The sequence below is a fragment of the Pseudomonas sp. TMW22089 genome, assembly GCF_022496645.1.
Taxonomy (GTDB): Bacteria; Pseudomonadota; Gammaproteobacteria; order Pseudomonadales; family Pseudomonadaceae; genus Aquipseudomonas; species Aquipseudomonas paraversuta.
The window spans coordinates 40,010-65,574 of record NZ_SCFG01000003.1; the positions used below are offsets into that span (position 1 = coordinate 40,010).

General features: G+C 61.0%; 21 protein-coding genes. 14 read left to right on the forward strand and 7 right to left on the reverse strand.

Translation table 11 applies throughout. From position 1 onward, the window contains the following. Positions 1-89: 89 nt before the first annotated feature. Positions 90-893, forward strand: coding sequence for a prolipoprotein diacylglyceryl transferase (gene lgt / locus EQV90_RS04330; protein ID WP_010657386.1), 804 nt, complete (start codon positions 90-92; stop codon positions 891-893). 53 nt (positions 894-946) lie between these two features. Continuing rightward, complete coding sequence (locus EQV90_RS04335) at positions 947-1,918, forward strand: thymidylate synthase (RefSeq protein ID WP_003444545.1); 972 nt, start codon at positions 947-949, stop codon at positions 1,916-1,918. Positions 1,919-2,039: 121 nt separating this feature from the next. Here the strand turns inward: EQV90_RS04335 and cadR are convergent, their stop codons facing one another. Beyond that, entirely contained in the window at positions 2,040-2,489 is a 450-nt protein-coding gene (gene cadR, locus EQV90_RS04340; RefSeq protein WP_003444544.1) for a Cd(II)/Pb(II)-responsive transcriptional regulator, read from the reverse strand. A gap of 48 nt (positions 2,490-2,537) precedes the next feature. Continuing rightward, positions 2,538-2,723, reverse strand: a complete 186-nt coding sequence (locus tag EQV90_RS04345) for a hypothetical protein (protein WP_240877785.1) — start codon at positions 2,721-2,723, stop codon at positions 2,538-2,540. A 36-nt stretch (positions 2,724-2,759) separates the two neighbouring features. On the opposite strand from EQV90_RS04345, the gene EQV90_RS04350 reads away from it, so the two are divergent. The 7 genes from EQV90_RS04350 (at position 2,760) to EQV90_RS04380 (ending at position 11,690) form a co-directional block, all read left to right on the forward strand. Continuing rightward, the gene (locus EQV90_RS04350; RefSeq protein ID WP_240877786.1) at positions 2,760-4,892 is read left to right on the forward strand and encodes a heavy metal translocating P-type ATPase; all 2,133 of its coding nucleotides are present in this window, start codon (positions 2,760-2,762) and stop codon (positions 4,890-4,892) included. A 16-nt stretch (positions 4,893-4,908) separates the two neighbouring features. Then, positions 4,909-5,772, forward strand: a complete 864-nt coding sequence (locus EQV90_RS04355; protein ID WP_003444538.1) for a LysR family transcriptional regulator — start codon at positions 4,909-4,911, stop codon at positions 5,770-5,772. Between the two features lie 230 nt (positions 5,773-6,002). Next, a complete protein-coding gene (locus EQV90_RS04360; protein ID WP_003444536.1) occupies positions 6,003-7,079 on the forward strand; it encodes a putative 2-aminoethylphosphonate ABC transporter ATP-binding protein in 1,077 nt (358 codons plus the stop codon). Between the two features lies 1 nt (position 7,080). Next, positions 7,081-8,805 carry a putative 2-aminoethylphosphonate ABC transporter permease subunit gene (locus tag EQV90_RS04365; protein WP_060781710.1) on the forward strand — a complete coding sequence of 575 codons (1,725 nt, stop codon included), beginning with the start codon at positions 7,081-7,083 and terminating at the stop codon, positions 8,803-8,805. A 47-nt stretch (positions 8,806-8,852) separates the two neighbouring features. Then, positions 8,853-9,875: a putative 2-aminoethylphosphonate ABC transporter substrate-binding protein gene (locus EQV90_RS04370; protein WP_003444532.1), complete on the forward strand. Its 1,023-nt coding sequence runs from the start codon at positions 8,853-8,855 to the stop codon at positions 9,873-9,875. Positions 9,876-10,005: 130 nt separating this feature from the next. Then, the gene (locus EQV90_RS04375) at positions 10,006-11,133 is read left to right on the forward strand and encodes a TIGR03364 family FAD-dependent oxidoreductase (RefSeq protein WP_240877787.1); all 1,128 of its coding nucleotides are present in this window, start codon (positions 10,006-10,008) and stop codon (positions 11,131-11,133) included. Next, on the forward strand, positions 11,133-11,690 hold the full coding sequence (locus EQV90_RS04380; protein ID WP_003444530.1) for a phosphonate degradation HD-domain oxygenase: 558 nt from the start codon (positions 11,133-11,135) through the stop codon (positions 11,688-11,690). The genes EQV90_RS04375 and EQV90_RS04380 overlap by 1 nt, the downstream gene beginning before the upstream one ends. Before the next feature lie 137 nt (positions 11,691-11,827). On the opposite strand, the gene EQV90_RS04385 is transcribed toward EQV90_RS04380, so the two are convergent. Further along, positions 11,828-13,192, reverse strand: a complete 1,365-nt coding sequence (locus EQV90_RS04385) for a GTPase/DUF3482 domain-containing protein (RefSeq protein WP_003444529.1) — start codon at positions 13,190-13,192, stop codon at positions 11,828-11,830. Further along, complete coding sequence (locus EQV90_RS04390; RefSeq protein WP_003444528.1) at positions 13,185-14,564, reverse strand: DUF2868 domain-containing protein; 1,380 nt, start codon at positions 14,562-14,564, stop codon at positions 13,185-13,187. Before EQV90_RS04390 ends, EQV90_RS04385 begins: the two co-directional genes overlap by 8 nt. Before the next feature lie 91 nt (positions 14,565-14,655). Here EQV90_RS04390 and EQV90_RS04395 point away from each other — a divergent pair, with 91 nt between their 5' ends. Beyond that, positions 14,656-15,174 (forward strand): dihydrofolate reductase, encoded by a 519-nt coding sequence (locus EQV90_RS04395; protein WP_240877788.1) that lies wholly within the window; start codon positions 14,656-14,658, stop codon positions 15,172-15,174. A 50-nt stretch (positions 15,175-15,224) separates the two neighbouring features. On the opposite strand, the gene EQV90_RS04400 is transcribed toward EQV90_RS04395, so the two are convergent. Then, complete coding sequence (locus tag EQV90_RS04400; protein WP_240877789.1) at positions 15,225-16,616, reverse strand: L-cystine transporter; 1,392 nt, start codon at positions 16,614-16,616, stop codon at positions 15,225-15,227. 218 nt (positions 16,617-16,834) lie between these two features. Between EQV90_RS04400 and EQV90_RS04405 the strand changes: the two genes are divergently transcribed. Continuing rightward, positions 16,835-17,890, forward strand: coding sequence for a hypothetical protein (locus tag EQV90_RS04405; RefSeq protein ID WP_003444524.1), 1,056 nt, complete (start codon positions 16,835-16,837; stop codon positions 17,888-17,890). A 591-nt stretch (positions 17,891-18,481) separates the two neighbouring features. Here EQV90_RS04405 and ilvD read toward each other — a convergent pair. Continuing rightward, positions 18,482-20,329 carry a dihydroxy-acid dehydratase gene (ilvD, locus tag EQV90_RS04410; RefSeq protein WP_004419765.1) on the reverse strand — a complete coding sequence of 616 codons (1,848 nt, stop codon included), beginning with the start codon at positions 20,327-20,329 and terminating at the stop codon, positions 18,482-18,484. Between the two features lie 317 nt (positions 20,330-20,646). On the opposite strand from ilvD, the gene EQV90_RS04415 reads away from it, so the two are divergent. Beyond that, entirely contained in the window at positions 20,647-22,341 is a 1,695-nt protein-coding gene (locus EQV90_RS04415) for a DUF4153 domain-containing protein (protein ID WP_240877790.1), read from the forward strand. Between the two features lie 147 nt (positions 22,342-22,488). Here EQV90_RS04415 and EQV90_RS04420 read toward each other — a convergent pair whose 3' ends face one another. Then, a complete protein-coding gene (locus tag EQV90_RS04420) occupies positions 22,489-23,685 on the reverse strand; it encodes a class I SAM-dependent rRNA methyltransferase (protein WP_004419762.1) in 1,197 nt (398 codons plus the stop codon). Positions 23,686-23,886: 201 nt separating this feature from the next. On the opposite strand from EQV90_RS04420, the gene EQV90_RS04425 reads away from it, so the two are divergent. Beyond that, positions 23,887-24,699, forward strand: a complete 813-nt coding sequence (locus EQV90_RS04425; protein ID WP_240877846.1) for an HDOD domain-containing protein — start codon at positions 23,887-23,889, stop codon at positions 24,697-24,699. Positions 24,700-24,716: 17 nt separating this feature from the next. Beyond that, entirely contained in the window at positions 24,717-25,529 is an 813-nt protein-coding gene (gene mutM / locus EQV90_RS04430) for a bifunctional DNA-formamidopyrimidine glycosylase/DNA-(apurinic or apyrimidinic site) lyase (protein ID WP_160626567.1), read from the forward strand. Positions 25,530-25,565 lie beyond the last annotated feature (36 nt).

Sequence of the window (25,565 nt, forward strand, 5' to 3'; positions counted from 1 at the left end):
CCTCCCTTCCGTTACCATGCCGATCAAATTTGTATGCGGCGCTGTTGTCCTGTGCCGGTTTGAGTTTCCTGATCTAACAAGGAGTCGCAATGCTGCCTTACCCGCAGATTGACCCGGTGGCACTGGCCATTGGTCCGCTGAAAATCCATTGGTACGGCTTGATGTACCTGATCGGCATTGGCGCTGCCTGGCTGATCCTGTCGCGACGTCTCAACCGCTTCGACCCGACCTGGACCAAGGAGAAACTCTCTGATCTGGTGTTCTGGGTGGCCATGGGCGTCATTGTCGGCGGCCGTTTGGGGTACGTGCTGTTCTACGACCTGAGCGCCTACATTGCCAACCCGCTGCTGATTCTGGAGGTCTGGAAAGGCGGCATGGCGTTCCACGGTGGACTGATCGGCGTGATGCTGGCCGTCTGGTGGTTCGGCAAACGCAACGGCAAGTCGTTTTTCCAGATCATGGACTTCATTGCGCCTGTGGTACCGATTGGCCTGGGCGCAGGACGTATCGGTAACTTCATCAATGCCGAGTTGTGGGGCAAGGCCAGCGATGTGCCGTGGGCAATGATCTTTCCTACCGATCCCCAGCAACTGGCGCGCCATCCGTCGCAGCTTTATCAATTTGCGCTGGAAGGTGTGGCACTGTTCCTGATCCTTTGGCTGTACTCGCGTAAACCACGGCCTACGATGGCAGTTTCCGGGATGTTCGCCCTGTTCTACGGCATCTTCCGCTTTATCGTCGAGTTCGTCCGCGTGCCGGATGCCCAGCTGGGCTATCTGGCGTTCGGCTGGGTGACGATGGGGCAAATTCTCTGCATCCCGATGATCCTCGGCGGTCTGCTCCTGATCTGGTGGGCATACCAGCGCGATCCAGCGGCTCATAAAGCTGCGTAATGAATTCGAATCGCAGGGCGTACAGCGCCCTGCATTCAAACGGTAGGAAAACCATGAAGCAATATCTCGACCTCGTCGCCAACGTCATCAAAAATGGCACCTTGCAAGCCAACCGCACCGGGGTGAAGACCATCAGTCTGCCCGGCGCCATGTTGCGCTATGACCTCAAGGAAGGCTTTCCGGCCATCACCACTCGCCGTATGGCGTTCAAATCCGCGATTGGCGAGATGTGCGGTTTTCTGCGCCCGGTGAACAGTGCTGCAGATTTCCGCGCCCTGGGTTGCAAGGTGTGGGACCAGAATGCCAACGAAAACGCCCAGTGGCTGGCCAACCCGTTCCGTCAGGGTGAAGACGACCTGGGTGAAATCTACGGTGTGCAATGGCGCAAATGGCCGGCATACAAGCAAATCGCCAGCAGCAACCAGGCGGCTATCGAGCTGTGCCTGAGCCAGGGTTACCGGCAGATTGCCGAGGGCGAAGAAGACGGCCAGGCCTACGTGGTGCTGTACAAGGCCATCGATCAGTTGCGCCAATGTGTCGACACCATCATCAACGACCCGGGCAGCCGGCGAATTCTGTTCCACGGCTGGAACTGCGCCCAGCTCGACGAAATGGCCCTGCCGCCGTGCCATCTGCTGTATCAGTTCCACCCGAATGTCGAGACCAGGGAAATTTCCCTGACGCTCTACATCCGCTCCAATGATCTGGGCCTGGGCACGCCGTTCAACCTGACCGAAGGCGCCGCACTGCTGAGCCTGATCGGTCGCCTGACCGGTTACACGCCACGCTGGTTCACCTACTTCATCGGTGATGCCCACGTGTATGAAAACCACCTGGACATGCTCAACGAACAGCTGACCCGCGAGCCGTTCCCGATGCCCAAACTGGTGATTTCGGACCGTGTACCGGAATTTGCCAAGACCGGCGTGTACCAGCCGGAGTGGCTGGGCCTGATCGAGCCGGGTGACTTCAGCCTCGAAGGCTACCAGCACCATGCGCCCATGACTGCGCCGATGGCGGTGTAAACCCCTGTTTCCTGTAGGAGCGAGCTTGTCTCGCGAACCTTAAAAGGCTCGCGATCCTTAAAAGGCTCGCGAGACAAGCTCGCTCCTACAGGTTTTGCTGTTATTGCTGTTATTGCTGTTATCAATGCCCGTGGCTTCTGCCCACATGACTCGGCTCGCCTTCCGGGGCGCTGACTGAGCCGCTCACCTCCAGCTGCTGCAAAATCCCGCAATGTTCGCCGTTCGGCCCTTCACCACAGCGTTGGCGCAGGTCAAAAAGCTGTGTCTGCAAGGCCAGCAAGCTGTCGATCCGGGCCTTGACGTGGTGGATGTGCTCGTCGATCAGCGCATTCACGCTTTCACACTGATCCTGCGGACTGTCCCGCAGGTTCAGCAGGCTGCGAATCTCCTCCAGGGTCATGTCCAGGCTGCGGCAATTACGAATAAACGTCAGTCGCTCTACATGGGCCTGGGTATACAGGCGGTAGTTGCCCTCACTGCGTGCCGGCTCCGGCAGCAGCCCTTCGCGCTCGTAATAACGGATGGTTTCGACCTGACAGTCGGTCAATTTCGCCAGTTCACCAATTTTCATCAGGTTATCTCCGAAAGGGTGCTTGACCCTATAGTGGCTACAGGGTCTTTACTTGGCAACAGGCACCTTTTCGGACGCAACCTGATGAGCGATTCCATTCACACCCACCACAAGCCCCATGCTGATCACGATCACGATCACGATCACGATCACGATCACGATCACGATCACGATCACGATCACGATCACGATCACGATCACGATCACGGCAAGAAAGATCAACATGCCGGCCATGGGCACGGCTGCTGTACTGCGGCCGAAGCTCCGAGCGTGATCAAGCTCAGCGCTGCCCCTACGGCGGGCGCCCGCTTGAGCAGCTTCCGTATCGAAGCCATGGACTGCCCCACAGAGCAAACCCTGATCCAGAACAAACTGGGCAAGCTGGAGGGTGTGCAGCAACTGGAATTCAACCTGATCAATCGGGTGCTGGGTGTGACCCATGACCTGCCGTCCACCGAGCCGATCATTGCGGCCATCAAGTCCCTGGGCATGCAGGCCGACCCGCTGGAATCGGATACGGATGCCGGCCTCGTCACCCCGCCGGCCAAGAAACACTGGTGGCCGCTGGCTGTGGCCGGTGTTGGCGCACTGGCGGCCGAAGTGCTGCACTTTACCGATGCCGCTCCTACCTGGGTGATTGCCCTGGTGGCGTTAGTGTCGATCCTCAGCGGCGGCCTGACCACCTACAAGAAGGGCTGGATCGCCCTGAAGAACCTCAACCTGAACATCAACGCGCTGATGAGCATTGCCGTGACCGGCGCGGTGCTGATCGGCCAATGGCCAGAAGCGGCCATGGTGATGTTCCTGTTTACCGTGGCCGAACTGATCGAAGCCAAATCCCTGGACCGGGCGCGCAACGCCATCGGCGGCCTGATGCAAATGGCGCCGGACAAGGCCACCGTGCAACAGGCTGATGGATCGTGGCGGGAACTTGAGGTCAAAGACGTCGAACTGGGCGCTATCGTGCGGGTTCGCCCCGGCGAGCGCATCGGTCTGGACGGTGAAGTGGTTTCGGGCAGTTCGACCATAGATCAGGCGCCGATCACCGGTGAAAGCCTGCCGATCGAGAAGACTGTCGGCGATAAAATTTTTGCCGGCACCATCAACCAGGCCGGCTCGCTGGAATACCGGGTCACTGCTGCGGCCAGCAATTCGACCCTGGCGCGAATCATTCACGCCGTGGAGCAAGCCCAGGGTGCCCGGGCTCCGACCCAGCGCTTTGTCGACAGCTTCGCGAAAATCTACACCCCGGTGGTGTTCATCTTCGCGTTGGCGGTGGCCGTGATTCCACCCCTGTTTATGGGGGGCGTATGGTTTGACTGGATCTATCGCGCCCTGGTGTTGCTGGTGGTGGCGTGCCCTTGTGCACTGGTGATCTCGACTCCCGTGACCATCGTCAGCGGTCTGGCGGCAGCGGCGCGCAAAGGTATTCTGGTCAAGGGCGGTGTGTACCTCGAAAGCGGTCACAAGCTGGATTTCCTGGCACTGGATAAAACCGGCACCATCACCCACGGCAAGCCGGTGCAAACCGATTACCTGCCACTCGACCCGCTGATGACCGAGAGCGCCGTGTTGCTGGCAGCGAGTCTGGCCAGCCGCTCCGATCACCCGGTGTCTCTGGCGGTGGCCAACGCCGCGGTGGATAAAAACCTGGCGCTACGGCCTGTGGATAACTTCACTGCCCTGGCCGGACGCGGCGTACGCGGTGAAATCGACGGCAAGCTCTACCACCTGGGCAACCATCGTCTGGTTGAAGAGTTGAACCTGTGCTCCCCGGCCCTGGAAGAAAAACTCTTTGCCCTGGAAGAGCAGGGTAAAACCGTGATTTTGCTTTGCGACAGTTCAGGTCCGCTGGCGTTGTTCGCCGTGGCCGATACGGTCAAGGAATCCAGCCGCGAAGCGATCCGCGAGTTGCATGAACTGGGGATCAAAACCCTGATGCTGACCGGCGACAACCCGCATACCGCCAGTGCCATTGCGGCCCAGGTGGGTATCGATCAGGCCCGGGGCAACTTGTTGCCCGACGACAAGCTCAAGGCGATTGAGGCGCTGTACGCCCAGGGGCATCACGTGGGCATGGTCGGCGACGGGATTAACGACGCCCCGGCACTGGCCCGTGCCGAAATTGGTTTTGCCATGGCGGCTGCAGGCACCGATACCGCGATAGAAACCGCCGATGTCGCCCTGATGGACGACGATCTACGCAAAATACCGGCATTCATTCGTCTGTCACGTCAGACCTCCAGCATCCTCAAGCAAAACATTGCTCTGGCACTGGTCATCAAAGGGATCTTTCTTGCGGTAACCTTCCTGGGTCTGGCCACCATGTGGATGGCCGTGTTTGCCGACATGGGCGTGAGCCTGTTGGTGGTGTTCAACGGTTTGCGCCTGTTGCGCAAATAGATCATGAGAGGCCGCAGTGCTGAGTGCCGAGCTGAAAGCGTTTTACCGGGTGGCCCAATTGGGCAGCATTACTCAGGCAGCGAAAAAGCTCGGGCTCAGTCAGCCGACCGTGACCACACAGATTCGCCAGCTTGAAAGCCAGTACGCGGTGGAGTTGTTCTACCGCGGCGGACGGCGCCTGACCCTCAGCGATGACGGCGTGCGTTTGCTGCCGATGGTCAAGGCGCTGATTCAGCAAGAGGGCGATATCGAGTTTTTTCTACGCAACAGTGGTCAGGGCACTGGCACCTTGCGCATCGCGGCCACTGCGCCGTACTACATCCTCGATTTGGTGAAAAACTTTCGCGAGCGACTGCCGCAAATTGCCGTGTCGGTGGACATCGGCAATTCCCAGCAAGTGCTCGAAGCCCTGGACGAGTACCGGGTTGATATCGCCGCTTCGTCGCAACTGGTGGAGGATCCACGGCTGATTCGCCGGACTCTGGGCACCGACCCGCTGGTGCTGGCGGTGCATCGCAATCACCCGCTGGCCAAGTTCGAACACGTGCCGCTCAGCGCGCTGGCCGGGCATTGTCTGCTGATGCGCGAACAGGGTTCGACCACCCGCAAACTCACGGAGCAGCTGCTGGACGGCGCCGGTGTGGGCTTTGGTCCGCTGCTGGAAATCGGCAGTCGGGAGTCGATTCGCGAGGCGGTGTTGCGCAACATCGGGATCAGCATCATTGCCCGTCAGGAAGTGCCCCACGATCCGCAATTGCGGGTGCTGACCCTCGAGGGTGCGCCGCAGATCGCGGAATACCTGTACTGCCTCAAAGAGCGCAAATCGGCGCGGCTGCCGGCAGCCTTTTTGGGCCTGGCGCAGGAAATGGCCCCGGCCTGAGCACATACAAAAAAAACCGTAGGAGCGAGCTTGCCTCGCGATCGAATCACCTCGTTTTGACTGGTTAACCGAGTTACCTGTATCGCGAGGCAAGCTCGCACCTGCGGGAATCTATGGGGCTCTGTATCCAAAATCCACCAATACCCCTATCGGCTGATTTTGCGTTCTTGCCACATTCTGTACGCATTGCGTCTCTAGGATGACCCCCATCTGCTTGATGAGGTGCATCCATGAACAGCTCGAACGCAACCGCTTTTACCCAACCGGGCGTACCGATGAAGGTGCGCAATGTGAGCAAACGCTTTGGCGCTTTCAATGCGCTGGATGATGTGTCGCTGGAGGTCGCCGCTGGCGAACTGGTGTGCCTGCTCGGGCCTTCGGGCTGCGGCAAGACCACCCTGCTGCGCTGCATCGCCGGGCTCGAACGCCAGGACAACGGTGTGCTGTATCTGGGTGATCGCGATGTATCTGACCTCGCACCTCAAGCTCGTGATTACGGGATTCTGTTTCAGTCCTACGCGCTGTTCCCCAACCTGACAGTCGAAGCCAACATCGCCTACGGCCTGGCCGGTAGCAATCGCGACGTGGTGCGCAAGCGGGTGGCAGCCATGCTCGAGCTGGTGGGCCTGACCGGCAGCGAAAAGAAATTCCCCGGCCAGCTCTCCGGCGGCCAGCAGCAGCGGGTAGCCCTGGCCCGAGCCCTGGCGCCGTCACCTTCGCTGTTGTTGCTCGACGAGCCCATGTCGGCCCTCGACGCCCGGGTGCGTGAGCATCTGTGTACCGAACTGCGCCAACTGCAGCGCAGCCTGGGCATTACCACGTTGATGGTGACCCACAACCAGGACGAAGCGATGTTGATGGCCGACCGCATTGCCGTGATGAACAACGGCAAGGTCGAGCAATACGCTACGCCGCAGGAAATCTACGACAGGCCGGCGACGCCCTTTGTGGCCGAGTTCGTCGGGCAAGGCAACTGGTTGCCCTTTGAGCGCAACAGCGCCACCCACGCCCAGGTCGGCGGCATGAACATGCGTCTGGCGGACGACGCCGGGCGTGCTGCATCGGGCCGCCTGTTCTGCCGCCCCGAAACCATCAGCGTGAACCCGCTGCTGCACCAGGAGAACCTGTTCCCGGCGCGGGTGCGCGAGATCACCTTTCTTGGCAATCGCTGCCGCATGAGCTTTGAGCTCAATCATTTGCCAGGCCATGCACTCACTGCCGAAGTCGGCACCCAGGATCTGCCGCGCCTTGGCGCTCCGGACATCTTTGTCGCCCTGCCGCCCAACAGCTTGCAGGTGTTTGCCTGAGATGGCCGCTGAAATGGCCCTGCCAGTGCCCGGCAAAGTGATAGCCAAAACCTCCAGCGCTGAACTCGGCGACAGGATTTTCGTGGTCGGCGGCAAGCTGCTGCTCTTGCTGCTGCTGGGTGTGGCGGTATTGATGCCATTGCTGGCGATCTTCTGGCGCGGCTTCAGCGCCGAGGATGGCCAGGGTGGTGGCTGGGTGGCAGCGCGGGAGCTGGTTACCAGCGATAATTTTCACTGGCTGGTGGGTAATAGCCTCAAGGTATCCCTGAGTGTGGCGGCGATTGTCGTCCCGCTGGCCTACCTCTTTGCCTACGCGCTGCAACGCACCATGATCCCCGGCAAGCGCATCTGGCGCGGTCTTTCGCTGCTGCCGCTGATGGCGCCGTCGATGTTACCGGGCATTGCCCTGGTGTACCTGTTTGGTAATCAGGGCATGTTGCGCGGGCTGATTTCGGACAATATCTATGGCTTCTGGGGCATCGTGCTGGGCGAGGCGATTTACACCTTCCCCCACGCCCTGATGATTCTGCTGTCCGCGCTGTCCCTGGCTGATGCGCGTTTGTTCGACGCCGCAGCGAGTATGGGGGCGGGGCCCTTCAAAGCCTTTCGCAGCATCACCTGGCCGGGCACCCGCCAGGCGGTGTTCGCCGCCTTCTGTCTGGTGTTCACCCTGACCATCACCGACTTTGGCGTACCGGTGGTGGTGGGGGGCGATTACCAGGTGCTGGCGCTGGAAGCCTACAAGGCTGTGGTCGGACAGCAACAATTCGGCCGCGGTGCCTTGATCGGCATGGTGCTGCTGTTGCCCGCGCTGTTCAGCTTCGCCGTGGATGCCTGGCTGCGCCGTCAGCATGGCGACTCGATGAGCGGTCGGGCCCAGGTCTTCAAGCCGCTGCCCTCTAAAGTCCGCGACCGCTGCTACCTGGCCATTGTGCTGCTGATTTGCGCCACCCTGGTGCTGGTGTTCGGCATGGCGGTGTACTCGTCACTGGTCAAGTTCTGGCCGTACAACCTGTCGCTGTCGCTCAATCACTACCAGTTCAACGATACGGCAGGCGGGGGCTGGCTGGCCTACCGCAACAGCGTGACCATGGCGTTGTGCGCGGCACTGATCGGTAGCGTGCTGATTTTCACCGGCGCCTACCTGATGGAAAAGAGCAAAGGCCAGAAAGGCCTGAACCTGGCGCTGCGCATGCTCAGTTTCGTACCCATGGCGGTACCGGGGCTGGTCCTGGGTCTGGGCTACGTGTTCTTTTTCAACCTGCCGGGCAACCCGCTGCATGTGCTCTACGGAACCATGACGCTGCTGGTGGTGTGCACCATTGCTCACTATTTGACCACCGCACAAATGACCGCGACCACCGCGCTGCGGCAACTGGACAGTGAGTTTGAAGCGGCCGCGCTGTCACTGAAGGCGCCGCTGTATCGCCACTACTGGCGCGTCACCGTTCCCATCTGTCTGCCCGCGTTGCTCGACATCGTGCGCTACCTGTTCGTCTCGGCCATGACCACGGTGTCGGCGGCGATCTTTCTCTACAGCCCCGACACCATCCTCGCGGCGGTGGCGGTGCTGAACATGGACGACGCCGGCAATGTTGGCGGCGCGGCGGCCATGTCGACCCTGATTCTGTTCACCTCGGCGGGCGTGTCCCTGCTGCTGGCCTGGGCTTCACGCGGCTTGTTACGCCGCTCCCAGGCCTGGCGCCAGGGCGTACCTGCGCAATGATCCGCGCCCATCAAAGCCTGCCCTCTACAACCAAAAGGAACCGCACCATGTTCAAGCCGCTTGCCCTTGCCGCTGCTGTCCTCACTGCTTTTAGCTTCAACGCCTTTGCTGCCAAAACCGAGCTGACCGTGTACACGGCCCTCGAAGCCGAGCAGCTGAAAACCTACAAGCAGGCTTTTGAGAAGGCCAACCCGGACGTTGAGATCAAGTGGGTGCGCGACTCCACCGGCATCATCACCGCCAAGCTGCTGGCGGAAAAAGCCCGCCCGCAAGCCGATGCGGTATGGGGGCTGGCCGCCTCCAGCCTGGCGATACTTGATCAGCAGGGCATGCTGCAAAGCTATGCACCCCAAGACCTGGCCAAGATCGGCGCCAACTATCGCGATCCAGCCAATCCACCGGCATGGGTGGGGATGGACGTGTGGGCCGCGACCATTTGCTTCAACACCATCGAGGCACAAAAACAGGGTCTGAGCAAACCGGTGAGCTGGCAGGACCTGACCAAACCGGAATACAAGGGCAAGATCGTGATGCCCAACCCGGCGTCCTCGGGCACGGGTTTTCTGGACGTAAGTGCCTGGCTGCAAACCTTCGGCGAGAAACAGGGCTGGCAGTTCATGGATGACCTGCACCAGAACATCGGCCAGTACGTTCACTCCGGCTCCAAGCCATGCAAACTGGCGGCTTCTGGCGAGTTCCCGATCGGTATTTCGTTCGAATACCCGGCGGTGCAACTCAAGCGCCAGGGTGCTCCGCTGGATATCGTGTTGCCCAAGGAAGGCCTGGGCTGGGAAATCGAAGCCACCGCGGTGATCAAGGGCACGCCCCATGAAGAGGCGGCGAAAAAGCTGGCCGACTTCTCTGCCAGCCCGGCAGCGATGGAGCTTTATAAAGAGAACTTCGCCGTACTCGCGCAACCCGGCATCGCCAAGCCGCAGACCGAACTGCCAGCGGACTACGAACAGCGCCTGATCAAGAACGACTTCGCCTGGGCCTCGCAGAATCGTGACAGCATCCTGGCCGAATGGCGCAAGCGCTATGACGGCAAGTCCGAGAAAGTGGCGCAGTAACTTCTCAGCAAATAAAACCCGTAGGAGCGAGCTTGCCTCGCGAGCTTTTAATCGCGGTCATGAAGAAATCGCGAGCAATCGAGCGTCGACCGGCTGCTCCTACAGAAGCCCGCTCCATCAGGACATGCTTATGACTCAAACAATCCTTATCGTCGGCGCCGGTATTCTGGGGCTGTCCCACGCCTATGCGGCGGCCAGGCGCGGGCTCAAGGTTCAGGTCTTCGAGCGCACCAGCACCCCGCTGGGGGCCTCGGTGCGCAATTTCGGCATGGCGCTGGTGACGGGCCAGCCGCCGGGCGTGATGCTGGATCTGGCCCGCGCCAGCCGTGAAATCTGGACCGGCTGGGCGCAGCATGCGGGCTTTGATCTCAAGCAAAACGGTTCGTACCTGTTCGCCCGTACCGAGGCCGAAGAGCATCTTCTGCACACCTTCTGCCAGGGCCGTGGCCCTGAATTCGGCTACCGCGCCGAGCTCCTGCGGGGCGCCGATATGCAGCGCCTCTACGATGGCCAGTTCAGCCATCATCGCGCCGCACTGCACGGGCTGGATGACCTGCAGCTGTACTCACGCGAAGCAATCCCGGCGTTGATCCAGTACCTGCAACGGGAGCTGGGGGTCGAGTTTCACTTCTCGACCCTGGTCCGCGAGGTCGAACCAGGCTTGGTCCATACCACTGCCGGCAGCTTTAAAGGCGCCCAGGTGATTGTGTGTTCGGGGCATGACTACCTGACCCTGCTGGCTGAACCGCTGGCCCGCCTCGAGCCGCAGATCTGCCGCCTGCAAATGCTGCGTGTACGACCAAAAATTGATTTGCAGCTGCAACATGCGCTGATGACCGGCCTCAGTTGCGTGCATTACGGCGCCTTTGCCGACTTGCCGGAAGCGGCAGCGGTACAGGCCCAGATTCTGCGCGACAGCCCGCATCTGGACCGGCACGGGATTCATCTGCTGGTCAGCCCGACACCTTACGGTGAATTGATCATCGGTGATTCCCACGATTACGGTGGCGATCCATCACCGTTCAACGGCGAACAGGTGGACAACTGGATGCTGCAACTGTGCGAGCAAACCCTTGGCTGTGAAGTGCAGGTGGTTGAGCGCTGGCAGGGGGTCTATGGTGCCCGGGGGGCCAAACCGTTCACCTGGCTGGAGGTAGCCCCCGGCTTGAATGCCGCCCTGATGCAAACCGGAGTGGGCATGAGCGTGGGCCCGGCCATGGCCGAAGGCAATATTGCCCGGCTGCTGGAGGAGGTGTGATGAGCGAGGCGCAGCAAGTGGTGGAAGAGGTGTTTGGCCTGTACCGCCAGTACGGCGCTGATGATTACATTGGCGAGCCGGTGTCGCAGATCGAACACATGTCCCAGGCCGCACAGCTGGCGTTGGCTGAAGGCTGTGACGATGAAGTGGTGCTTGCTGCGTTCTTTCACGATATCGGGCACTTGTGTGGCAAAGATGCGAAGAACATGGGCGGTTATGGGGTGGTCAGTCATGAACGGGTCGGGGCTGATTACTTGCGCCGCGCAGGCTTCAGCGAGCGGATGGCGAAGCTGGTGGAGTACCACGTGCAGGCCAAGCGCTACCTGACCCTGCGTCAACCGGGCTATTACCAGCTGTTGAGTGAAGCCAGCATTCGTACCCTGGGCTACCAGGGCGGGGTGATGAGCGAGTCAGAAGCCGATGCCTTCGAGCAAGACCCGCTGTGCCAGCTCAGCTTGCGGATGCGGGTCTGGGACGAACAGGCCAAGCAGATGCAGGTGCCGGTCATCGACCTGCAAATTCTCAAGGACAAGGCAGTGCGGCTGTTGGCCAGCTGACCTTTTGACCTTTTGACCTTTTGACCTTTTGCCCATGACCTGTAGGAGCGAGCTTGCCTCGCGAGCTTTTAATCTGCGGTCATGAAGAGCTCGCGAGCAATCGAGCGTCGACCGGCTGCTCCTACAGAGGGCAGGGTTCAGATCTGTTGGGCCAGCAGCCCGATCTGCTCCTGGCGCTCGCTCTGGCTCAGTTTCGGGTGCGGGTTGAGCGATGACCACTGAGGGTGCGCACGGGCTTTGTTCAGCTCTTGCGGCAGTTTGCCTTCACGCCAGGTCTTGTCCTGCGGGGTGGCAACCTTGATGCTGTCCACCGCCGCATGCCCACGGGCATTCAATGCATGCAGCAGTTGGCGCTGGCGCAGAGCCAGCAACCGCAGCACGCTGTCGTCCACGGTCAGTTCGCGCTGGCCCTTGAATTTACCCAGCAAGCGGCTGCCATAGCTGCGCGCGGTCTGCAGGGCGCCGCCAGCTATGGCTCCGGCCAGCGCTGCCGCACCCAGCGTCAGGCCGCCGACCATCAAGTCCACTCCCGCCCCGGCTGCAGCGCCGGCGGCAATCCCGCTGCCCACGCGAACCCCCAGTTGCTTGAGCGTTTCGGGGTTGAACAGGTCATCGCCCCAGCGGCCGTCCAGCAACGGCAAATCACTGGCCGCAGCATCGCTGGCGCGAAAGCCGTAGAGTTTGAGCAAGGCTTCAACGCAGCGCTGTTCCCGCTGCCGGATTGCCTGGCGCAGTTCGTTGATGGCCTGTTGCTCGGCGGCTTTCTCGCTGACCACACTGCGTCGACAGGCGGCGCAGTCGATCAGCAATTCGGCAATCAGGCGCAGGGCGCTGTGTTTGCGTGCCTCGCGCTGTGCCTGCTGGTCGGTAATCAGGCGTTGCAAGGCCTCGCGTGAATGTTCCAGCAGCAGCGCCAGGCTTTCGTACAGTCGACGCTCGCCGTCTTCGGGCGGGGCCACGCTGTCAAACCGCACCAGTGCATGCAGACCAAGGCGGGCCAGGGCTTCGCGCCATTCGGGTTCGCGATGCTGGGGGCTGCTGACAAAATTCAGCACCGGCAGCAGCGGCTTGCCGCAACTGGCCAGCACACTGAGTTCGTCGCGGTATTTGGCCAGCACCGGCTCGCGGGCGTCGATCACATACAGACCGGCGTCCGAGGCCAGCAGCTGGCGCAGGACTTTGGCTTCCTGCTCAAAACGCTGGCGCGCCTCGCTGCCTTCCAGAAACCGTGCCACCCGTGCCGGGCCATCGAGGCGTTCGCCGGGACGGTCGAGGCGCTCCAGGTAGTCGAGCAGGGCGATGGCGTCTTCCAGGCCGGGAGTGTCGTACAGCTCCAGCAGCGGTTCGCCGTCCACCGACAGCCGCGCGCCTTCGACATGGCGGGTGGTGCTGGGCCGATGGGACACCTCGCCAAAGCCGACATCCCGGGTCAGGGTGCGCAGCAACGAGGTTTTGCCGACATTGGTATGGCCGACCACGGCCAGGGTCAGTGGCTTAGTCATGGCCTGTCTCCAGCCAGTTCAGGGGGGCGCTGGTGGCGAACGGCAGCTCCAGTTGTTGCAATGCGTTATGCCAGTCGCTCAGGCGGTCAGCGTCCAGCGCCTGGCCTGACGGTGCCTGCAGCAGCCAGATGCGGGTCTGGGCGGCACTGCGTGCCAGTTCGCCAATCAGCGCCAGGCTGCCGCGATCCGGGGACCGGCGCGGGTCGCAGGCAATGGCCAGGCGGGCCGGCGGGAAGCGGGTCATTTGCTCCAGCAGCCTTTGCCGGGATTCGCGGCTGTCGAGGATGCCGGCGTCCTTGACCGTGGCGGGCAGTTTGGGCGGCCAGGGGTGTTGATCGTCCAGTTCGATGGCCACAATCAGCGCGCCATCGGTTTGCAAGTCGGTATGCCCGGCCTGCACGTTGTGCAGTTGTTCGGGGGCCAGATCGTTGACGCCGAGGCGTTCGCTGCTGGGCATCAGGCGCTCGCGCAGCTGGTTGTAACCCGGCAGGTTGAGGTCCAGTTGCAGGGCGTTGCGCCCGTGGTTCCAGCGCCACAGGCAGAACGTCGCCAGCAGCAGACGCGGTATTACCCCGTAGAACAGCACGATGCCCACCAGCCAGACCGCCCAGGCCTGACGCAGCAATTCGCTGTTGTAGCGGGTGTCAGTGCTGACGCGGATCATCTCATCCGTCGGTACACCGAACCCCAGCCAGCCCGGCAGTGCGCCGAGGCTGCGGGTCACCGCCACAAACACATCCGGGCTCAGAATGGTGGTCTCCCAGATGAAGCCATACCGGCGGGTGGCCATGAGCAACAGCATCATCAGCAGTGCGCTGAGCATTGCCAGCAGCCACAGGCCATTGACCAGCGAGCCGAGTGCCCAGCGATTGAGCCTGTGGCGTTGCAGCAACAGCAGTAGCGCCGGCGCCAGTTGCGCGGCCTTGGCGTCGCGGGCGAATTTTTCGCTCAGCCACAACCAGAGGCGGCCCAGACTGGCGCCGTGTTCGCCGGCAAACAGCAGGCCCAGCGCCCAGCTCAGCAGCAGAATCAGATTGAGCCCGAGCAGGCTGCCCAGTGCCCAGAACACATTGACCGGGTTTTGTCCGTCGCCCAGGGCGGCAAAGGCCAGCCCGGCGCCACTGATCACGGCCAGTACGGCCAGCACCAGTAACGCCAGCCGGGCACCTTGCAGCCAATGCTGCATGGCGCTGAGTAAACCATCGCGTTCGGCCAGCCACAGGGCCCGGTTTTGCAGGCGTGTGGATAAATCACCGCCGCCCGTGCGGGCGCGGCGACTGGCTTCAAGATCATCCAGCGGGCCAGCGTGTTCTTCGCGCAGGCGCACGGTTTCGGTCAGCCAGAGGCGGTGCAGGGGGGAAAGTTGAGTCACGCGACATTCCATTCAAGTGAGCCAAGAGCATACCCGCTGTTACGTCGGACCGGGTACTGCTGGCGCGGGCGGCTCTGGTATCCTCGCGCCCATGAAAAAATCACTCCCCCTCAGCCTGATCGCGGCACTTGGTGAAAACCGCGTGATCGGCGTCGACAACAGCATGCCGTGGCATTTGCCGGCGGATTTCAAATATTTCAAGGCCACCACCTTGGGCAAGCCGATCATCATGGGGCGCAAGACCTGGGATTCCCTGGGCCGCCCGTTGCCGGGCCGCTTGAACCTGGTGGTCAGTCGTCAGACCGGTCTGCAGCTCGAAGGTGCCGAAGTTTTTGCATCACTGGAGGCCGCGGTTGAGCGCGCTGAAGAGTGGGCCAAAGAGCAGGGCGTGGGCGTGGGCGAGTTGATGTTGATCGGTGGCGCGCAGCTGTACAGCCAGGGCCTGGCAGATGCCGACCGCTTGTACCTGACGCGGGTGGGGCTGAGCCCGGAAGGCGATGCGTGGTTTCCCGAGTTTGATCAGGCGCAGTGGAAGCTGGTATCGAACGAGCCGCACCCGCCGGTGGATGACAAACCGGCGTTCAGCTTTGAGGTGTGGGAAAAAATCTGAGGGGTTGCACCTGCCCTGCAGGAGCGAGCTCCTGCAGGGCGATGCGGTGTTCAGGCGTGGGCCAGGTCACCGTGATCGTCTTCAGCCAGGATGGCCTTGTCGGTCTTGTGCAGGATCTGGCTGGTCACCGTACCGGCTACCATCGAACCGCTGACGTTGAGTGCCGTACGGCCCATGTCGATCAAGGGTTCGACCGAAATCAGCAACGCCACCAGCGACACCGGCAAGCCCATGGCCGGAAGCACGATCAGGGCGGCGAAGGTAGCACCGCCCCCTACGCCTGCCACGCCGACCGAACTCAAGGTCACAATCGCTACCAGCGACGCGATCCACACCGGGTCCAGCGGGTTGATGCCCACTGTCGGCGCAACCATTACCGCCAGCATGGCCGGGTACAGACCGGCGCAGCCGTTTTGACCGATGGTGGCGCCAAACGAGGCGGCAAAGCTGGCGATCGAGGACGGAATCCCCAGGCGACGGGTTTGTGCTTCGATACTCAGCGGGATGCTGGCCGCGCTCGAACGGCTGGTGAAGGCAAAGGTCAGAACCGGCCATACCTTGCGGAAGAAGCGCAGCGGGTTAACCCCGGATACCGACACGATTACGCCGTGGATGACAAACATCAGCGCCAGGCCGATGTAGGACACCACCACAAAACTGCCTAGCTTGATGATGTCTTGCAGGTTGGATGTGGCGACCACTTTGGTCATCAGGGCCAGCACACCGTAAGGGGTCAGCTTCATCACCAGGCGCACCAGGCGCATTACCCAGGCTTGCAGGGTGTCGATGGCGCTGAGGATTTTCCCGCCTTTTTCCGGCTCGTCCTTGAACAGTTGCAGCGCTGCAATCCCCAGGAACGCAGCGAAAATCACCACGCTGATGATGGACGTAGGCTTGGCCCGGGCCAGGTCGGCAAACGGGTTCTGCGGGATGAACGACAGCAGCAGTTGCGGCACATTGAGGTCCGAAACCTTGCCCGCATAATCGCTCTGGATCACGTGCAGGCGGCTCATTTCAGCCGCGCCTGCCACCAGGCCGTCGGCCGTCAGGCCGAACAGGTTGGTCAGGCCGATCCCGACCAGGGCTGCGATCATGGTGGTGAACAGCAGAGTGCCAATAGTCAGAAAGCTGATCTTGCCCAGGGAAGAGGCATTATGCAGTCGCGCCACGGCGCTCAGGATCGAAGCGAACACCAGCGGGATCACGATCATTTGCAGCAATTGCACGTAGCCGCTGCCGACCAGATCGAACCAGCCGATGGAGGTCTTCAGGGTCGTGCTGTCGGCACCGTAGACCAGGTGCAGGCCCAGGCCGAACAGCACGCCGATAACCAGCGCCAACAAGACTTTTTTCGCCAGGCTCCACGCGGTATGGCGGGTCAGCGACAAGCCGAACAGCAACGCGAGGAACACCAGCAGATTGAGGATCAGCGGGAAATTCATGAAAGCTCCGAGGGACGACTTGTACCAGTCTTGAGTTGTAGCGATTTCGAACCGGAAATCCTAACAGGTTGATATATCTGCAAATATACCGTTGTGGAATGAGTACCTAGGTTTTGGGAATAAGGCGGTGGCGCTATTAGAACGTCAACGGTCGCGCTCACGTTAAAACTGTCACGCAGGTTTGTTAGCGTCGATGCCTTTAAATAGGAGCATAGCTGATGAACCTGAGTCTAAAGTTGATCGCTGCAACCCTGTGTCTGGGCCTTGCCGGCCAGGCCCTGGCCACTGATTTGAAGCACTGGCCGGCTGATCAGGCCAAACAGCTGGACGCGATGATCGCCGCAAACGCGAACAAGGGTAACTTTGCAGTTTTTGACATGGACAACACCAGCTATCGCAACGATCTGGAAGAAGCGCTGCTGCCCTATATGGAAAACCGCGGCCTGATCACCCGTGACAGCCTTGACCCGTCACTCAAGCTGATCCCTTTCAAAGACACGGCCGAGCACAAGGAGAGCCTGTTCAGCTATTACTACCGATTGTGCGAAGTTGACGACATGGTCTGCTACCCCTGGGTGGCGCAGGTGTTTTCCGGGTTCACCCTGCAGCAACTCAAGGGCTACGTTGACGAGTTGATGGCCTCGGGCAAACCGGTGCCGGTGACTTACTTCGAAGGTGACGCGCTCAAGACTTCAGAGGTACAGCCGCCCAAGGTGTTTACCGGCCAGGTCGAGCTGTTCAACAAGCTGATGGAGAATGGCATCGAGGTGTACGTGATGACGGCCGCCTCGGAAGAACTGGTGCGCATGGTCGCGGCAGACCCCAAGTACGGGTACAACGTCAAACCGCAGAACGTGATTGGCGTGAGCACCTTGCTCAAAGACCGCAAGACCGGCGAGCTGACCACGGCCCGTAAACAGATCAGCGCGGGTACCTACAACGAAAAGGCCAACCTCGGACTGGAACTCACGCCTTATCTCTGGACCCCGGCTACCTGGATGGCGGGCAAGCAGGCGGCGATCCTGACCTACATCGACCAATGGAAAAAACCGGTGCTGGTGGGCGGCGACACCCCGACCAGTGACGGCTACATGCTGTTCCACGGGGTGGACGTGGCCAAAGGCGGGATTCATCTGTGGATCAACCGCAAGGACAAATACATGACCCAGCTGGAAGGCATGATGGCCCAAAACGCGGCGGCCCAGGCCAGGGAAGGGTTGCCGGTGACTGCGGACAAGAACTGGGTGATCGTCAAACCGGATCAGATCCAGTAACAGGCTTGCACAACCCTCGCTCGGGTCGCGGTGCTGCTATCGCCGGCAAGCCGGCTCCCACAGTGGATTCATGCTGAACATAAAAGCAGGGACTCTGCCCTCCCTGTGGGAGCTGGCTTGCCAGCGATTGAGGCGATCGGGTCGAGGTGCTGCTATCGCCGGCAAGCCGGCTCCCACAGTGGATGTGTCCTGAACATAAAAGCAGGGACTCTGCCCTCCCTGTGGGAGCTGGCTTGCCAGCGATTCGGGCGATCGGGTCGCGGTGCTGCTATCGCCGGCAAGCCGGCTCCCACAGTGGATTTGTTCTGAATATAAAAGCAGGGACTCTGCCTACCCTGTGGGAGCTGGCTTGCCAGCGATTCAGGCGATCGGGTCGCGGTGCTGCTATCGCCGGCAAGCCGGCTCCCACAGTGGATTTAGGCTGAACATAAAAGCAGGGACTCTGCCTACCCTGTGGGAGCTGGCTTGCCAGCGATTGAGGCGATCGGGTCGAGGTACTGCTATCGCCGGCAAGCCGGCTCCCACAAATGGATTTGTATCGGGCATAAAAAATCCCGGCACATGGCCGGGATTTTTGTTTGACGCGTCGGCTTATGGCACCAGCTTGTCCAGCAGGGCCTTATCACGTACCGCGCCTTTGTCGGCACTGGTGGCCAGCAAGGCGTAGGCCTTGAGGGCGGTGGTGACTTTGCGCGGACGCACTTCCACCGGCTTCCAGCCTTTGTGGTCCTGGGCGACGCGGCGAGCGGCCATTTCTTCGTCGCTGATCAACAGGTTGATCGAGCGGTTCGGAATGTCGATCAGCACTTTGTCGCCGTCCTGTACCAGACCAATCGCGCCACCGGCAGCCGCTTCCGGCGAAGCGTGACCGATGGACAGGCCCGAAGTACCCCCCGAGAAGCGGCCATCGGTGAGCAGGGCGCAGGCTTTGCCCAGGCCTTTGGATTTCAGGTAGGACGTCGGGTAGAGCATCTCTTGCATGCCCGGGCCGCCTTTCGGACCTTCGTAACGAATGATCACGATGTCACCGGCTTTGACTTCGTCAGCCAGGATGCCGCGCACGGCGCTGTCCTGGCTTTCGAAGATTTTGGCGTTGCCTTCGAACACGTGGATCGATTCGTCGACGCCTGCGGTTTTGACTACGCAGCCATCCAGCGCAATGTTGCCGTACAGCACGGCCAGGCCGCCTTCTTGCGAGTAGGCGTGCTCAACACTGCGGATGCAGCCGTTTTCACGGTCGTCATCCAGGGTTTCCCAGCGGGTCGACTGGCTGAACGCGGTTTGCGTCGGGATACCGGCCGGGCCGGCCTTGAAGAAGGTGTGAACAGCTTCATCGTCGGTCTGGGTGATGTCCCATTTGGCGATACCTTCGGCCATGGTCTTGCTGTGCACGGTCGGCAGATCGGTGTGCAGCAGGCCGCCGCGGGCCAGCGAACCGAGAATGGAGAAAATGCCGCCTGCGCGGTGCACGTCTTCCATGTGGTACTTCTGGATGTTCGGTGCCACCTTGCACAGCTGCGGTACGTGGCGCGAAAGACGGTCGATGTCTTTAAGGTCGAAGTCGATTTCGGCCTCTTGGGCTGCTGCCAGCAAGTGCAGGATGGTGTTGGTCGAACCGCCCATGGCGATGTCCAGCGTCATGGCGTTTTCAAATGCCTTGAAGTTGGCAATGTTGCGCGGCAGTACCGCTTCGTCGTTTTCGACGTAGTACTGACGGCACAGGTCGACGATGGTGCGGCCTGCCTGCAGGAACAGTTGCTCGCGATCGCTGTGGGTCGCCAGCGCCGTGCCGTTGCCCGGCAGCGCCAGGCCCAGGGCTTCGGTCAGGCAGTTCATCGAGTTGGCGGTGAACATGCCGGAGCACGAACCGCAGGTAGGGCAGGCGCTGCGCTCGTACTCGGCAACCTTCTCGTCAGAAGCGCTGGAGTCGGCGGCGATGACCATGGCGTCTACCAGGTCGAGACCGTGGCTGGCGAGCTTGGTTTTGCCCGCTTCCATCGGCCCGCCGGAGACGAAAATCACCGGGATGTTGAGGCGCAAAGAAGCCATCAGCATGCCAGGGGTGATTTTGTCGCAGTTGGAAATGCACACGATGGCGTCGGCGCAGTGAGCGTTGACCATGTACTCGACGGAGTCGGCGATGATCTCGCGGCTCGGCAGCGAATACAGCATGCCGTCATGGCCCATGGCGATGCCGTCATCCACGGCAATGGTGTTGAATTCCTTGGCAACGCCGCCGGCGCGCTCGATCTCGCGGGCTACCAGTTGCCCCATGTCCTTGAGGTGGACGTGGCCGGGTACGAACTGGGTAAAGGAGTTGGCAATGGCGATGATCGGCTTCTTGAAGTCGGCATCTTTCATCCCCGTGGCGCGCCACAAAGCGCGGGCACCGGCCATGTTGCGGCCGTGGGTGGAGGTTTTCGAACGATAGTCAGGCATGGAACAACTCCGGGCGGCTAATCAGGTAACAAACAGGGAAGTGAGCTTCTAATGACTGGCGGACTACACAGAAAATGACCACGTGTCAGCAAGCTGCCGTTAACGCTGCGGGATCGCCGCGCGTCAGGGCCTGAGCTCATAAACCCGCCGGGGATGATTGGCGATGAATCCGTCGATTCTACACGGCTGGCGGCGGGAGGGAATGGGGTAGAGGGTTGGCTGCCTGCGTGAGGAGTCATTGCATTTGGCGGGCCGGTAGGCGTTGGCAGTGTTCAGGCTATAGAGTGCAGGCATGATTTTTCGATAAGGACATTCGTATGCTGACCCTCAACCGATCCGTGCGAACCTGCCTGGCCATTGGCCTGGCGCAAGGGCTGCTGCTGTGGCTGGCGAGCGCCCTGACCGAGGCGGGGCTCCAGTTTGCCCTGGCCACTGCGGTATTGGTCGGTGGTATCAACCTGGTGCTGCTGGGGCCGGACGTGCGTCAACGCGGTACGGCCTGGCTGGTGCTCGGGCTGACGCTGGTGATGAGCGCCATCAGCGCCTGGGTGTACTGGGAGGGCGGCGACAGTTTGCGCAGCAGCAGCTGGCTGACCGGCACCTGGGTCTGCTTTGCCGTGGTGATTACTTATATAGTGACGGCTTTCATCCTCAGCTGGCCGAGCCGCGAAGGGCGCTTCCCGCGCTACGAAGACCTGTTCCGCCACGCCTGGGACACAGTGTTTATCGTGTTGCTGGGCTTGCTGTTGAACGGCGTGTTCTGGGCGCTGCTGCTGTTGTGGGGCAGCCTGTTCAAGATGCTCGGGATTGTGGCGCTCAATCAGTTGTTTTCCACCACCGGGTTTATCTGCATCAGTTCGATGATGGTGTTTGCCCTGGGCCTGCAGATGGGCCGCGACAACGATCGTGTCATCGGTCTGTTACGCGGCATTTTGCTGACCTTGTGCCGCTTTCTGCTGCCCCTGAGTTCGCTGATTGCCATTGTCTTCACCCTGGCCCTGCTATTTACCGGGCTGCAGCCCATTTGGGCCACCGGCTATTCGACGCCGATCATGCTGTGTCTGGTGGCGGCCAATCTGTTTCTGCTCAATGGCGTGTTCCAGGTCGGCGAGCAGAGCAGCGGTTATCCGCGATGGCTGTTGCGCATGGTTGACCTGTGCCTGCTGTGCTTGCCGGTACTGGTGCTGCTGGCGGGGTATTCGAGCTGGCTGCGAATCGAACAATATGGCCTGACCCCCAGCCGCATTCTGGCGATGTTGCTGGTGGCGGTGATGCTGGTTCATACCCTTGCCGCGGCCTGGGCGGTGGTGGTGCCTCAGCGTCAGTGGTTGTGGAGCCTGCGCATCAGCAACCCGCTGATTGCGTTGCTCAGCGTGGTACTGCTGTTGGCGATTCATACCCCGTGGTTCAGTCCGTTGCAGATCAGCGCCAGCAATCAGGTAAAGCGCTTGCTGGAGGCTAAAAGTCCGGTAGAGAGCTTTGATGCCGACACTTTGCTCTATCGCTTGGGGCCACCGGGCAAGCAGGCGTTCGAGGCATTGCTGGAGCAAGTCGAGCAGGGCCGGGTGTTGGCAGAACCCGCGCGCGAAGTTTTGTTGAAACGGCTCAAGGATGCCCAGGCCGGTAAAGGTGCGCGGGACTCCGATGGGCGGCTTCTGGAGTGGATCGGGCCTGTCGTGGAAGGCAGCGAGCAGTTCAACGACCCCGGCATTGGCGGGCAGCAGTGCCTGTACCCGGGATGTGCCATGTGGGCGGTCGATCTGGATCAGGACGGGCAGGACGAAGTGCTGCAGTTACCCAAATACAGCTGGTCTGATCCGCTGTACTTCTTCAAGCGTGATGCGCAGGGCAAATGGCAGCGTGCAGGCACCTATACAGGTATCGAAAACCCGCTGGAGATGATTGAACAGATTCGCGAAGGGAAGGTGAAAGTGGTGAAGCCGCGTTATCAATCGCTGCAGGCCGGGGATGAACAACTGAGCCCGCAACCGGAGATACCGCCGCAGCCTTAACTAGGACACCCCTGTGGGAGCCGGACTTCCGACGAGGCAGGCGACTCGGTTTGCAGGATGTTGAGTCATCGCCGGCAAGCCGGCTCCCACGAGATATGCTCAGGGCATTTCCACTGTGGGAGCTGGCTTGCCAGCGATTCAGGCGTCTTAGCTGTTAGGCAGCAAACGGCAGGTGATGCTCTTGATGTAGCGCGTTTCTGCAATCGCCGGGTGCACCGGGTGATCCGGGCCCTGGCCGCCGCGTTCCAGCAACTGGATGTTGCGGTCCAGGTGGCGGGCGCTGGTCAGCAGGATGTTCTGCAGGTCGTCTTCCGGCAGGTGCATCGAGCACGATGCGCTGACCAGAATCCCGTCCTTGCTGAGCAGGCGCATGGCTTGCTCGTTAAGGCGGCGGTAAGCACCTTCGCCGTTCTTCAGGTCCTTTTTGCGTTTGATGAAGGCCGGAGGATCGGCCACGATCACGTCGAAACGCTCTTCGTTGGCCTTGAGCTCTTTCAGGGCTTCAAATACGTCGCCTTCCATGCAGGTGACTTTCTCGGCAAAACCGTTCAACGCAGCGTTGCGCTCAACACCGTCCAGGGCGAACGAGGAGGCGTCGACACAGGTCACTTCGCTGGCGCCGAAAGCGGCAGCCTGAATACCCCAGCCACCGATGTAGCTGAACAGGTCCAGAACCTTTTTGCCTTTAACATACGGGGCCAGGCGGGCGCGGTTCATGCGGTGGTCGTAGAACCAGCCGGTTTTCTGGCCGGCCATGACCGGCGCTTCGAACTTCACGCCGTTCTCTTCCAGTGCAACCCACTCCGGAACCAGACCGAAGACGGTTTCGACATAACGCTCAAGGCCTTCAGCGTCACGGGCAGCCGAGTCGTTCTTGAACAGGATGCCGCTTGGCTTGATGACTTGTACCAGTGCTGCGATTACGTCGTCTTTGTGCTGTTCCATGGTGGCCGAGGCCAGCTGAACCACCAGAATGTCGCCGAAACGGTCTACGACCAGGCCTGGCAGCAAGTCGGAATCGCCGAAAACCAGGCGGTAGTAAGGCTTGTCGAACAGGCGCTCGCGCAAGGACAAAGCCATGTTCAGGCGGTGTACCAGCAGCGATTTGTCCAGCGGCAATTTGATGTCGCGCGACAGCAGGCGAGCGCAGATCAGGTTGTTCGGGCTCATGGCAACGATGCCCAGCGGCTTGCCGCCGGCTGTTTCGAGCACGGCCTGGTCGCCGGCCTTGAAGCCGTGCAGCGGGGTGTTGGCTACATCAATTTCGTTGCTGTAGACCCACAAGTGGCCGGCGCGCAGGCGTCGATCGGCATTGGCTTTAAGGCGCAGGCTTGGCAGGGACATGACGTCGCTCCGGGTATTGAAAAGGGCGCGATTATAGCCTTAGACGCACCCTGCAAGCTCAGCTGATTCGCGGTATTGCGTCGGATTACGTGCGCAAATGGCCAGAAATTTCCGCTAGACTCGCCGTCCAATTCAGAGTGCGTCGTTATGCCCCCAGAGCTTTCATCCGAACAGATCAGCCTTGCCCTGCAAGGCATCAGCGTGCCGCCCCAACCGCAAATCATGGTGGATTTGCAGATGGAGCAATACATGCCGGACCCGGATCTGGAAGTGATAGCCGGCCTGATCGCCCAGGACCCGGGGCTGTCCGGGGCACTGCTGAAAATCGTCAACTCGCCGTATTACGGCCTGAGCAACAAGATTGCCTCGATCCGCCGTGCAGTCACGGTGCTCGGCAGCCGGACCGTGATCAACCTGATCAACGCACAGTCGATCAAGGGCGAGATGACAGACGACACCATCGTGACCCTTAACCGGTTTTGGGACACGGCCCAGGACGTGGCAATGACCAGCCTGACCCTGGCCAAGCGCACGGGCACCCAGGCGCTGGATGAAGCCTATGCCCTGGGGCTGTTTCACGATTGTGGCATCCCGTTGATGCTCAAGCGCTTCCCGGATTACATGCGGGTACTGGAACAGGGCTATGCCAGTGCCGGGACTGGCAGCCGTGTGGTTGACACTGAAAACCGGCATTTCAATACCAACCATGCGGTGGTCGGCTACTACACGGCAAAATCCTGGCGTCTGCCTGCGCATCTGACAGAGGCGATTGCCAATCACCACAATGCCCTGGCGATTTTCAGCGACGACTCTTCGCGCAACAGCCAGCTTAAAAACCTGCTGGCGATCCTCAAGATGGCCGAACATATCTGTGCCTCGCACACAGTGCTGGGCAACCAGCGTGAAGACCATGAATGGAACAGCATCCGGCACCTGGTGCTGGACTACATTGGTCTGTCCGACTACGACTTTGACAACCTTAAAGAAAGCATTCGCGAATTGGGTGCCCACTAGTCTCGCAGGAGCCTCCCGTGCCTGAATTACCTGAAGTCGAAACCACCCGCCGGGGCATTGCCCCGCACCTTGAAGGTCAGCGGGTCAGCCGGGTGATTGTGCGCGAGCGCCGTTTGCGCTGGCCGATCCCGGAAGACCTGGATGTGCGTCTGTCGGGGCAGAAGATCGTGCTGGTGGAGCGGCGCGCCAAGTATCTGCTGATTAACGCCGAAGTCGGGACGCTGATCAGCCATTTGGGCATGTCGGGCAACCTGCGCCTGGTAGAGGCCGGGCTGCCGGCGGCCAGGCACGAGCATGTGGACATCGAGCTGGAGTCGGGCCTGGCATTGCGCTACACCGACCCGCGACGTTTCGGTGCGATGCTCTGGAGCCTCGACCCGCTGAACCATGAATTGCTGCTGCGCCTCGGGCCGGAGCCACTGACCGATCTGTTTGACGGTGACCGGCTGTTTCAGCTGTCGCGCAAGCGCTCGATGGCCGTCAAGCCGTTCATCATGGATAACGCAGTGGTGGTGGGCGTGGGCAATATCTACGCGACTGAAGCGCTGTTTGCTGCCGGCATTGATCCGCGTCGCGAAGCCAAAAGCATCTCCCGGGCGCGCTATTTGAAGCTGGCGATCGAGATCAAGCGGATTCTGGCCGCGGCGATTGAGCGTGGAGGCACCACCTTGCGCGACTTTATCGGGGGCGACGGACAACCTGGCTACTTCCAGCAAGAGCTGTTTGTTTACGGGCGTGGCTACCAGCCCTGCAAGGTCTGTGGCACCGAGTTGCGCGAGGTCAAGCTGGGCCAGCGCGCCAGCGTGTTCTGCCCGCGCTGCCAGAGCTGACAGGAACACAGCAGGCGCTGGCCGGCTGTCATCGCG

Excerpts from the sequence above, each read along its gene's own strand:
- lgt (WP_010657386.1), top strand. The coding sequence starts at position 90 with ATGCTGCCTTACCCGCAGATTGACCCGGTGGCACTGGCCATTGGTCCG.
- EQV90_RS04335 (WP_003444545.1), top strand. The coding sequence starts at position 947 with ATGAAGCAATATCTCGACCTCGTCGCCAACGTCATCAAAAATGGCACC.
- cadR (WP_003444544.1), bottom strand. The coding sequence starts at position 2,489 with ATGAAAATTGGTGAACTGGCGAAATTGACCGACTGTCAGGTCGAAACC.
- EQV90_RS04345 (WP_240877785.1), bottom strand. The coding sequence starts at position 2,723 with ATGGCCGGCATGTTGATCTTTCTTGCCGTGATCGTGATCGTGATCGTG.
- EQV90_RS04360 (WP_003444536.1), top strand. The coding sequence starts at position 6,003 with ATGAACAGCTCGAACGCAACCGCTTTTACCCAACCGGGCGTACCGATG.
- EQV90_RS04365 (WP_060781710.1), top strand. The coding sequence starts at position 7,081 with ATGGCCGCTGAAATGGCCCTGCCAGTGCCCGGCAAAGTGATAGCCAAA.
- EQV90_RS04370 (WP_003444532.1), top strand. The coding sequence starts at position 8,853 with ATGTTCAAGCCGCTTGCCCTTGCCGCTGCTGTCCTCACTGCTTTTAGC.
- EQV90_RS04375 (WP_240877787.1), top strand. The coding sequence starts at position 10,006 with ATGACTCAAACAATCCTTATCGTCGGCGCCGGTATTCTGGGGCTGTCC.
- EQV90_RS04380 (WP_003444530.1), top strand. The coding sequence starts at position 11,133 with ATGAGCGAGGCGCAGCAAGTGGTGGAAGAGGTGTTTGGCCTGTACCGC.
- EQV90_RS04385 (WP_003444529.1), bottom strand. The coding sequence starts at position 13,192 with ATGACTAAGCCACTGACCCTGGCCGTGGTCGGCCATACCAATGTCGGC.
- EQV90_RS04395 (WP_240877788.1), top strand. The coding sequence starts at position 14,656 with ATGAAAAAATCACTCCCCCTCAGCCTGATCGCGGCACTTGGTGAAAAC.
- EQV90_RS04400 (WP_240877789.1), bottom strand. The coding sequence starts at position 16,616 with ATGAATTTCCCGCTGATCCTCAATCTGCTGGTGTTCCTCGCGTTGCTG.
- EQV90_RS04405 (WP_003444524.1), top strand. The coding sequence starts at position 16,835 with ATGAACCTGAGTCTAAAGTTGATCGCTGCAACCCTGTGTCTGGGCCTT.
- ilvD (WP_004419765.1), bottom strand. The coding sequence starts at position 20,329 with ATGCCTGACTATCGTTCGAAAACCTCCACCCACGGCCGCAACATGGCC.
- EQV90_RS04415 (WP_240877790.1), top strand. The coding sequence starts at position 20,647 with ATGCTGACCCTCAACCGATCCGTGCGAACCTGCCTGGCCATTGGCCTG.
- EQV90_RS04420 (WP_004419762.1), bottom strand. The coding sequence starts at position 23,685 with ATGTCCCTGCCAAGCCTGCGCCTTAAAGCCAATGCCGATCGACGCCTG.